The organism is Litorisediminicola beolgyonensis (assembly GCF_042679605.1).
Taxonomy (GTDB): domain Bacteria; phylum Pseudomonadota; class Alphaproteobacteria; order Rhodobacterales; family Rhodobacteraceae; genus Litorisediminicola; species Litorisediminicola beolgyonensis.
In genome coordinates this window covers 1-9,457 of record NZ_JBHTMU010000067.1, presented here as the reverse complement: position 1 = coordinate 9,457, position 9,457 = coordinate 1, and the positions used below count along the sequence as shown (strand labels likewise).

The 9,457-nt window shown below is 68.8% G+C and carries 9 protein-coding genes; 6 read left to right on the top strand and 3 right to left on the bottom strand.

All coding sequences use genetic code 11. The annotated features are described in order from the left end of the window. Both ACFQ4E_RS20065 and ACFQ4E_RS20060 read right to left on the bottom strand, forming a co-directional pair. The coding region (locus tag ACFQ4E_RS20065; RefSeq protein WP_386806317.1) for a sigma-54-dependent Fis family transcriptional regulator at window positions 1-936 on the bottom strand (936 nt) is incomplete at its 3' end. 325 nt (window positions 937-1,261) lie between these two features. Beyond that, window positions 1,262-2,500: an aminopeptidase gene (locus ACFQ4E_RS20060; protein ID WP_386806316.1), complete on the bottom strand. Its 1,239-nt coding sequence runs from the start codon at window positions 2,498-2,500 to the stop codon at window positions 1,262-1,264. Window positions 2,501-2,552: 52 nt separating this feature from the next. On the opposite strand from ACFQ4E_RS20060, the gene ACFQ4E_RS20055 reads away from it, so the two are divergent. Next, the gene (locus ACFQ4E_RS20055) at window positions 2,553-3,221 is read left to right on the top strand and encodes a hypothetical protein (protein WP_386806315.1); all 669 of its coding nucleotides are present in this window, start codon (window positions 2,553-2,555) and stop codon (window positions 3,219-3,221) included. Here the strand turns inward: ACFQ4E_RS20055 and ACFQ4E_RS20050 are convergent. Further along, on the bottom strand, window positions 3,146-3,634 hold the full coding sequence (locus ACFQ4E_RS20050; protein WP_386806314.1) for a paraquat-inducible protein A: 489 nt from the start codon (window positions 3,632-3,634) through the stop codon (window positions 3,146-3,148). The genes ACFQ4E_RS20055 and ACFQ4E_RS20050 overlap by 76 nt on opposite strands. A 414-nt stretch (window positions 3,635-4,048) precedes the next feature. On the opposite strand from ACFQ4E_RS20050, the gene ACFQ4E_RS20045 reads away from it, so the two are divergent. From ACFQ4E_RS20045 to ACFQ4E_RS20025, 5 genes are all read left to right on the top strand, one after another. After that, entirely contained in the window at window positions 4,049-5,650 is a 1,602-nt protein-coding gene (locus ACFQ4E_RS20045) for an ABC transporter substrate-binding protein (RefSeq protein ID WP_386806313.1), read from the top strand. Between the two features lie 57 nt (window positions 5,651-5,707). Further along, window positions 5,708-6,661, top strand: coding sequence for an ABC transporter permease (locus ACFQ4E_RS20040; RefSeq protein ID WP_386806312.1), 954 nt, complete (start codon window positions 5,708-5,710; stop codon window positions 6,659-6,661). Further along, window positions 6,658-7,557, top strand: coding sequence for an ABC transporter permease (locus ACFQ4E_RS20035; RefSeq protein ID WP_386806311.1), 900 nt, complete (start codon window positions 6,658-6,660; stop codon window positions 7,555-7,557). The genes ACFQ4E_RS20040 and ACFQ4E_RS20035 overlap by 4 nt, the downstream gene beginning before the upstream one ends. Then, window positions 7,544-8,572 carry an ABC transporter ATP-binding protein gene (locus ACFQ4E_RS20030; RefSeq protein ID WP_386806310.1) on the top strand — a complete coding sequence of 343 codons (1,029 nt, stop codon included), beginning with the start codon at window positions 7,544-7,546 and terminating at the stop codon, window positions 8,570-8,572. Before ACFQ4E_RS20035 ends, ACFQ4E_RS20030 begins: the two co-directional genes overlap by 14 nt. Further along, window positions 8,569-9,457 (top strand): ABC transporter ATP-binding protein (locus ACFQ4E_RS20025; RefSeq protein ID WP_386806309.1); only part of this gene is annotated, 889 nt, incomplete at its 3' end. The genes ACFQ4E_RS20030 and ACFQ4E_RS20025, both read left to right, overlap by 4 nt.

Sequence of the window (9,457 nt, the reverse complement as noted above, 5' to 3'; positions counted from 1 at the left end):
GCGCCGCCGGGGCAGGCGGGCGCTGTGGGGCGCGATGGCATGGCCGAACAGGCCGCGCCCGTCCTTGAGCCGGAGCACCCGCTCTTCGGTCGGCCGTCCGCGCATCAGGTCCGGCAGATCGTCGACGCTCAGCTCCATCAGCTCGTCGATGCGCCGCCCGATCAGGGTCTCGCCATCGGGCGCGAGCGCGGTGCGCGCGCCGCTGGTCATGCCGAGGATGACGCCCGAGCCGTCGAGCGCGACGGCGGCCTCGGGATCGACCTCGAGGAATTCGGGGCTGGTCGAGACCCGGAGCACCCAGTCGCGACGGGTCATCGCCATGAGGTTCGCCATCTCGACCCGCCGCGCCGAGGCGGTGACGAGGCCCATCGCGAGGTTCTGCGAGCTTTTCGGCGAGGGCGAGCGCAGCAGCGAGATGTCGAGCACCGCCGAGAGCTCGCCCTTGGTGTCGTGGATCGGCGCCGCGGTGCAGGAAAGCGGCGTGTGGGCGAGGCCGAAATGGTCGCTCTGGTGGATGGTGACGGCCTCGCCGGTCACGATGCAGGAGCCGACGCCGCAGGTGCCCGCGAGCTCCTCGGTCCAGTCGGAGCCGAGATAGAGCCCGGCGGCGCGCAGCTCGTCCTCGAAGCGCGGATCGCCGAAGAAATCGACGCAGACGCCCTGCGCATCGGCGAGCAGCAGCACGTAATTCTGCCCCGCGACCTGCTTGAAGAGCGATTGCAGGCCCGAGCGGGCGGTGGCGATCAGCCGCTCGGATTGCTCGCGATGCTCGCGGAGCTGGGTTTCGGTGACGATATGGGCGGGATCGGCGCGGGTCGGGTCCATGCCGTAGTTTTCGACGCAGCGCCTCCAGCTTGCGGCCACGACGCCGTCGCGCCCGGTCGATTGGCCGCGCAGGACGCGGTCGATCTCGGTGATGTGGTCGATCTCGCCCATGCCGTCCTCCCTCGGCCCGTGCGTCGGGAAGTGTAGCGGGGCGGGGGGTGATCTGTTGAGTCCGACTTTCCGGGGGTGGTGGAGAGTCTGAGGTCTGGCGGATGTGTCTTTGCCGCGTCGCTCCTGTTCGCCGACGATCCCCTCGCCCCAGGGCGCGGAACAAGGCCGCAGGCCGCCGCGCCAGCGCCTGCCCGCCCGGACGGGCAGGCGCTTTGGGGACGCTGGGCGAGACGGTGGAGGTCTCCCGGGTGTGGCGTGGATAAAGCGCGCGGGCCAAAGGTCGGAGCGCCTCCCCGCGGGCAGGCGCTGGCGCGGCTTGGGGGCGTCAGGCCGCCCATTCTCCCTTGCGGAACACGGGAACGCGGGTGCCGTCGTCCTTGATGCCGTCGATATCGGTCTCGGCGCCGCCGATCATCCAGTCGACATGGATCATCGAGCTGTTGCCGCCCTGCGCCGCGATCTGCTCCTCCGAGAGCGACGCCCCGTCGAGGAAGCATTTCGAATAGCACTGGCCGAGCGCGATGTGGCAGGCGGCGTTCTCGTCGTAGAGCGTGTTGTAGAAGAGCAGCCCCGATTGCGAGATCGGCGAGCCATGCGGCACCAGCGCGACCTCACCCAGCCGCCGCGCGCCCTCGTCGCTGTCGAGGAGCTTCTGCAGCACCGCCTCGCCGCGCGTGGCGCGGGCCTCGGTGATGCGGCCATCCTCGAAGCGGACCTCGATCCCGTCGATGAGGCTCCCCTGATGCGAGAGCGGCTTGGTGGCGCGGACCGTGCCTTGCGTCCTGGCGGCGTGGGGCGTGGTGAAGACCTCTTCGGTCGGGATGTTCGGGTTGCAGGTCACGCCGTTCTGCGCCTCGGACGCGCCGCCATGCCATTCGTGCCCGTCGGCGAGCCCCACGGTCAGATCGGTGCCGGGGCTCTGGAAATGCAAGGCCGAGAAGCGCTGGCCGTTCATCCACTCGGTGCGTGTGCGGAGCGCGGCATTATGCGCAGCCCAGGCGCCGACCGGATCGTCGCCGGTCACGCGAGAGGCGGCGAAGATCGCCTCGGCGAGCTTTGCCACCGCCTGATCCTCCGGCAGGTCGGGAAAGACCCGCGCGGCCCAGGAGGGCGTGGGATAAGAGGCGATGGTCCAGTTGATTTCGAAATTGGCGATTTTCGACAGGGCCGGGCGATAGGCGATGGAATTGGCCTTGCCCGCGCGGGCGACATGCTCGGGATTTTCGTCCGAGAGGAGCATCGGGTCGTCGCCGACGATGGCCATGCGCGCGGCGCCGCCCTCGAAGGCCTTGGCCATGCCCTCGTAGAGCCAGCCGGGGGCGCGATCGAAGCTGTGGTCTCCGGCCTCGCGGTAGCGCGCGAGCGACAGCGCCTCATCCGCAAGGATCGGAGTGACGAGCCCGGCACCGGCGCGATAGGCATGGTGCGCGATGCGCCGCACCAAGGGCAGGGCGGCGACGGGAGCGGTCAGGATCAGGTCCTGGCCCTCTTGCAGGTTGAGCCCGGTGCGGATGGCCACCTCGGCAAGGCGGTCGATCAGGGCGGGGTCGACGAGATCGGTCATGACGGGTCTCCTTTGGCGCCGGAGAGAAGCGGAAGCGGGAGGGAGGTGCAAGATGCGGCAGAACCGGGTGGACCCGATGGGGGACCTGCACGCGGTCCCGAAGCGCGGCGCGCTGATGGGCAATCGCGGGGTGTTGCATGACGCCGATGGGCGGATCCGGCGCGGCTGGCAGGGGCGGCGCTGGATCGCCTGCCTGATCGCGTTCCGGGGACGGCGGCGGCAGGTGATGGCGCCGGGGCGCTATACCGAGCTCTTCTTTCTCGACGAGGCGACGGCCTATGCGGCGGGGCACCGCCCCTGCGCCGAATGCCGCCGTGCCGAGTATCGCGCCTTCGTCGCGCTCTGGACCGAGGTGCACGGGCGGCCCAAGGGATCGGTGGCCGACGGGATCGACCGTGCGCTGCACGCGGCGCGGATCGAAGGGACGGAACGGCGGCTTTGGCAGGCAGAGGCGCGCGCGTTGCCGCCCGGCACGATGATCCGGTCGGGCGCGGGGGCGGCGCTGGTAACAGTCGACGGGCTGAGACCCTGGAGCTTCGGCGGCTATGGCGCGCCGGGTCCGCTGCCCGACGGCCCGGTGGAGGTGATCACGCCCACGCCTGTCGTGGCGCTTTTCGCGGCGGGGCTGGTGCCGGGGATGGCGGGTCAGGCAGGTTCGGAGGGAGTGCCGCCGAAGAGCGACAGCAGGAGCGAGGCGACCACCGCGCCGGTGAAGAGGTAGAGGCCCCAGGCGATCTCGACCGTGCCGATGCCGATGCCCTTCGCGATCACCACGAAGAGCGACAGGATGAAGATATCGGCCATGGCGAGCTTGCCGAGCACCGCGATGGCGGGCTTGGCGCGGGGCGATAGCAGGCCGAATTGAACGAGCGCCAGCCCGAGGCATTTCAGCATCGGCGCCATCAGCGCGAAGAACGTCACCGCGATGGCAAGGAACACGTCCGACGCCCAGAGCGCCTGGATGCCCGAGATCACGGTGATCTCCTCGAGCGCGAAGACGGTCTTGCCGCCGAGCCATCCCGGCAGTGTCACCGGGTCCAGCAGACCGGTGCGGATCAGCGGTGCGAACCAGGCGACGGGAAAGACGATGACGAGCGCGAGGTTGACGAGCTTCGGCAGCAGGGTTCGGGACATGGCAACTCGGGGCTCTTGGCGAACGGGTCAGAGGCGGGTCGCGGCGTGTGAGGGGCCGACGGGGTCAGGAAACATCAGCGCGCCCGCCGCTTCCACAGGTTTCCTCGCACGCCGCGCGCGGCCGAGGGAAACCGTGGCGCGCGGGCATGTATGCCGGAACCCGACGCGAGCCGGGTGGTGCGATTCAGCCTTTGCGGGAGAGGGCTGTTAGCGCGACCGTGCCTTCCGTTTCGTCAACTGCCTCTTTCTGCGCCGCGGCACGGGTCCGGCCGATCTGAATCCGGGCAGTTGCCGTCGGGCGCGCCCAAAACAAAGGCAATTTTCCCGAGGCCAATTTGACTCGGATCCGTCCCGGGCTGCCCACTTGGCGATGCGGGTCTCCTCCTGGCCCGTCACTCACGAAGGGGAAGCCACATGAGACTGAAACGACTTGGACAGGGTGTCCTTGGCGCGGCGCTGGGGCTCGCGCTGGCGACGCTGCCCGCGTTTGCGCAAGGAACGCTGCGGGTGGGCATGACCGCCTCGGACATTCCGCTGACGACCGGCCAGACCGACCAGGGCGGCGAGGGCATGCGGTTCATGGGCTACACGGTCTATGACGCGCTCATCAACTGGGACCTCACCTCGGCCGACAAACCTTCGCAACTCATTCCCGGCCTCGCGACCGAATGGTCGGTGGGCGAGGACCAGCTGACCTGGACCTTCACCATCCGCGAAGGCGTCAAGTTCCATGACGGCTCCGAGTTCACCGCCGGGGCGGCGGTCTGGAACTTCGACAAGCTCCTGGACGACACCTCCGAGCAATACGACCCGCGCCAGTCCGCGCAGGGCAAGTCGCGCATCCCGGCGGTGGCGAGCTACACCGCCGTCGACGATTACACGCTCGAGATCGTCACCACGACGCCCGATGCGACGCTGCCCTACCAGCTGGCGTGGATCCTGATGTCCTCGCCCGCCAATTGGGAGGCGCTCGGAAAGAGCTGGGATGCCGTGGCCGAAAGCCCCTCGGGCACCGGTCCGTGGATGCTGGAGAGCTTCGTGCCGCGCGAACGCGCCGAGCTCGTGCCCTTCGCCGATCACTGGGACGAGACCCGGGTGCCGAAGCTCGACAAGATGGTGCTGATCCCGCTGCCCGAACCGAACGCGCGCTCGGCCGCGCTTCTCTCGGGCGAGGTCGACTGGATCGAAGCGCCCGCGCCCGACGTGATCCCGGCGCTCGAGGGCAACGGCTTCGAGATCGTCTCGAACACGCTGCCGCATAACTGGACCTGGCACCTGTCGCGTCTCGAGGGCTCGCCCTGGAACGACATCAACGTCCGCAAGGCTGCGAACCTCGCCATTGACCGCGAGGGCATGAAGACGCTTCTGGGCGGTCTCATGGTCCCGGCCGAGGGCTTCCTGCCGCCGGGCTCGGCCTGGTTCGGCGAGCCGGAATTCAAGGTGACCTATGATGTCGAGTCCGCGAAGGCGCTGATGGAAGAGGCGGGCTTCGGGCCGGACAATCCCCTTGAGGTCAAGGCGCTGATCTCGCCCTCGGGCTCGGGCCAAATGCTGCCCCTGCCGATGAACGAGTTCATCCAGCAGAACCTCGCGGAGATCTGGATCGACGTGGAGTTCGTCGTCGTGGAATGGAACACGATGATCAACATCTGGCGCGCAGGCGCGGCCGACGAGTCGAGCCAGGGCGCGCACTCGATCAACTTCACCTACTTCATCCAGGATCCGTTCACCGGCCTGATCCGGCACCTGAGCTGCGACCTGATCGCGCCCAACGGCACCAACTGGGGCCATTACTGCGACGAGGACATGCAGGCGCTCTTCGACAAGATCAAGACGACCTTCGATCCCGAGGAGCAGCAGAAGGTGCTGCAGGAGACCCATGAGAAATACGTCAATGAGGCGCTCTTCCTCATGGTCACCCACGATGTCGCGCCCCGCGCGATGAGCCCGAAGGTCAAGGGCTTCGTGCAGGCGCAGAACTGGTACCAGAATTTCGGTACCATCACGATGGAGTAATGCCCGGGCAGGGGGCGCGCGCCCGTTGGGCCGCGCCCCCGCACCCAGGCTCTGATCATGCTCAATTATCTCCTCCGCCGTCTCGTCTATGTCGTGCCTGTCGCCTTGGGCGTCAGCCTGATCTGTTTCCTCCTCGTCCATATCGCGCCCGGCGACCCGCTGGTCGCGGTGATGCCGATCGACGCCACCGCCGAGCAGGAAGCCGAGATGCGCGCGGCCTACGGGTTCGACAAGCCGCTGCCGGTGCAATTCGGCATCTGGCTCGGCAATGCGCTGACCGGCGATCTCGGCACCTCGATCGCCACCGGGCGCGCGGTCTCGACCGAGGTCGCCCGCGCCGTCGCCAACACCCTGACGCTCGCCGCGGCGGCCAGTCTCATCGGCTTCCCGCTCGGGCTGTTCTTCGGATTTCTCGCAGGCTACCTGCATGACACGGTCTGGGACCGGCTGGTCACGGCCATCGCCATCGGCGGCGTCTCGACGCCGAATTACTGGCTCGGCATGGTGCTGGTGATCGTCTTCTCGGTCTCGCTCGGCTGGCTGCCCTCGATGGGCGCGGGGCCGGGCGGGTCGGGCGAATGGGCTTGGGACTGGGCGCATATCCGCCACCTCATCCTGCCCGCGGTGACGCTCGCGGTGGTGCCCATGGGCATCGTGATGCGGACGACGCGGGCGCTGGTGGCCGACATCCTCGAGCAGGAGTTCGTGCAGGCGCTCCGCGCCAAGGGCATGACCAGCACCGGCATCCTGCGCCATGTCGCGCGCAACGCCGCGCCCACGGCGCTGTCGGTGATCGGCCTGCAGCTCGGCTATCTCCTGGGCGGGTCGATCCTGATCGAGACGGTCTTCAACTGGCCGGGCTCGGGCTACCTCTTGTCGGTCGCGATCCTCCAGCGCGACCTGCCGATGCTGCAGGGCACGATCCTCGTCCTCGCGATGTTCTTCGTGACGCTGAACCTGATCGTCGACCTCATGCAATCGCTGATCGACCCGAGGATTTCCCGCGCATGACCGACACCGCGAACATGACCGCGCCCGAGAGCGCGGCGGAGATGCCCGCCGCCCCCACCAAGGGCTACTGGCAGGGCGTGCGCGCGCGGCTCGGGCGCGATCCGGTCGCGCTCGGGTGCGCGGGCGTGCTCGCGCTCCTGATCTTCTCGGCGCTCTTCGCGCCGTGGCTGGGGCACGCCGATCCGTACGAGGGCTCGATGGTGTCGCGGCTGAAGCCCATCGGCACGCCGGGCCACCTGCTCGGCACCGACGAGCTGGGCCGGGACATGCTGGCGCGGCTGATCTATGGCGGGCGGCTGACGCTCTTTCTCGGCATCACCCCGGTGGTCGCGGCGCTCGTCATCGGCACGACGCTGGGCCTGATCGCGGGCTATGCCGGGGGCTGGATCAACACCGCGATCATGCGGGTGGTCGACGTCTTCTTCGCCTTCCCCTCGGTGCTCCTGGCCATCGCGATCTCCGGGGCGCTCGGCGCGGGCATCGTCAATTCGCTGGTGTCGCTGACCATCGTCTTCATCCCGCCGATCACGCGGGTGGCCGAGAGCGTCACCGCCTCGGTCCGCAAGCTCGACTATGTCGACGCGGCGCGGGCGAGCGGGGCGGGCGACCTGACCATCGTGCGGGTGCATGTGCTGGGCAACGTGATGGGGCCGATCTTCGTCTATGCCACGAGCCTCACGAGCGTCTGCATGATCATCGCGGCGGGCCTGTCCTTCCTGGGTCTGGGGGTGAAGCCGCCCGAGCCGGAATGGGGCCTCATGCTCAACACGCTCCGCACCGCCATCTACATCAACCCGTGGGTCGCCGCGCTTCCCGGCGTGATGATCTTCGTGACCTCGCTCTGCCTGAACCTTCTGAGCGACGGTCTGAGGAGTGCCATGAATGTTCGACAGTAACGCCGCACGCAGCGACAAGGGCGGGCCGCGCCAGCCGCTGATCTGGGCCCGGGACCTGGAGTGCCACTTCCCGGTCCGCGCCGGGGCCTTCGCGCCGAAAAAGGTGGTGCGCGCCGTCGATGGCGTCACCTTCACCATCCGCAAGGGCGAGACGCTGGGCGTCGTGGGCGAATCCGGCTGCGGCAAGTCCACGACCGCGCGCCTCCTGATCGGGCTGACCCCGGCGACGGGGGGCAAGATCCTCTATGACGGGCAGGAACTAGGCGAGGAGCTGAGCCTGCGCGACCTGCGGCGCGGCGTGCAGATGGTGTTCCAGGACAGCTTCGCCTCGCTCAACCCGCGCCTGACGATCGAGGATTCCATCGCCTTCGGCCCCAAGGTCGACGGCGTGCCGGACGCCAAGGCGCGGGCCATCGCGCGCGATCTTCTCGACCGGATCGGTCTCGATCCCGCGCGCTTCGCCGGGCGCTATCCGCACGAGCTGTCCGGCGGGCAGCGCCAGCGGGTGAATATCGGCCGGGCCCTGGCGATGCGGCCGCGGCTGGTGATCCTCGACGAGGCGGTCTCGGCGCTCGACAAATCGGTCGAGGCACAGGTGCTGAACCTCCTCGCGGATCTGCGCAAGGATTTCGACCTGACCTACATGTTCATCAGCCACGACCTGAACGTGGTGCGCTTCATCTCGGACCGCCTGATGGTGATGTATCTGGGCGAGGTGGTCGAGATCGGCCCCGCCGAGGTGCTCTACGAGAAACAGGCGCATCCCTACACCGCCGCGCTCTTCTCGGCGATGCCGTCGATGGACCCCGACGCCCGCACCCAGACGCCGCCCCTCGCGGGCGATCCGCCGAACCCGATCGACCCGCCGGGCGGCTGCCGCTTCCACACCCGCTGCCCCTTCGCCGAAGAGATCTGCGCGGCGAAAAAGCCCCGGGTGATGACGCTCGGCACCGATCACGAGGTCGCCTGCCACATGCGCGACCCGGCCTCGGGTCACGGCAAGGTGGCGGCATGAGCGCGCTGGTCGAGATCGAGGACCTCACGGTTCGCTTCGGCAGCCGGGGCGGCGTGCACGCGGTCAACGGCGTCACGCTCAGCGTCGAGACCGGCGAGGTTCTGGCGCTTCTCGGCGAGAGCGGCTCGGGCAAGAGCGTGACGCTCCAGGCGCTGATGCAGCTTCTGCCGCCGAAGCGCACCGCCATCGGCGGCGCGATCCGCTTCGACGGGCGCGACGTGCTGGCGCTGAAGGGGCGCGACCTCGCGGATTTCCGCGGCAATGACGTGGCGATGATCTTCCAGGATCCGGCCCTGGCACTCGACCCGGTCTATTCCATCGGCGCGCAGATCGCCGAGACGGTGATGCGCCACCGCAAGGCGACGCGCGAGGAGGCGATGAAGCGCGCGCTCGAGATGCTCGAGAAGGTGCGCATCCCCTCCGCCGAGCGGCGGCTCTCGAACTATCCGCACGAGATGTCGGGCGGCATGCGGCAGCGCGCGATGATCGCGCTGGCGCTGGCCTGCGAGCCGCGGCTTCTCCTGGCGGACGAGCCAACCACCGCGCTCGATGCGACGGTGCAGATGCAGGTGCTCCTTCTGCTGCGCGCGCTCCAGAAGGAGATGGGCATGTCGGTGATCTTCGTGACCCACGATATCGGCGTCGCGGTCGAGATCGCCGACCGGGTCGCGGTGATGTATGCCGGAACCATCGTCGAGACCGGGACCATCGCCGAGATCATCAAGGACCCGCGCCACCCGTATACCAAGGGCCTTCTGGCCGCGAACCTGCATGGCGCGGTCAAGGGCGCACGCCTCGACGCCATCCCCGGCGCGCCGCCGCCGCTGTCCGAGCCGCCGAGCGCCTGTCCCTTCGCGCCCCGCTGCCCCGAGGCGCGCGCGATCT